Below are 250 nucleotides of genomic sequence, written 5' to 3' on the forward strand. Positions count from 1 at the left end.
GAGCTCGCCCCGGCCGCGATCGCATTCGTCCCTGCAGCCATTGCATTGAGCCCAGATGCACCGTCATTGCCGTAGTTCCCCTGTTGGACACCGTTGTCGTTGACGCTGTAGTAACGCGTCTTGCTCGTCGATACTACTGTGCTCAGTTGCGACACGTTGACCGCGTCCGTGCCCGCCGTACCCGCCCCAACGTTATGGATTTGCGCGCTTGTCCCACCCGGGTTGAGCGTCACACTGTTGTAGTTCACCG

General features: G+C 60.4%; 1 protein-coding gene. It reads right to left on the minus strand.

Going from position 1 to position 250, the window contains the following annotated elements; all coding sequences use genetic code 11:
- Positions 1 to 250 (minus strand): hypothetical protein (locus tag SB847_RS21805; protein WP_410578798.1); only part of this gene is annotated, 250 nt, incomplete at both ends.

The organism is Bacillus sp. SIMBA_026, from assembly GCF_046535335.1.
Taxonomy (GTDB): Bacteria; Bacillota; Bacilli; order Bacillales; family Bacillaceae; genus Bacillus; species Bacillus velezensis.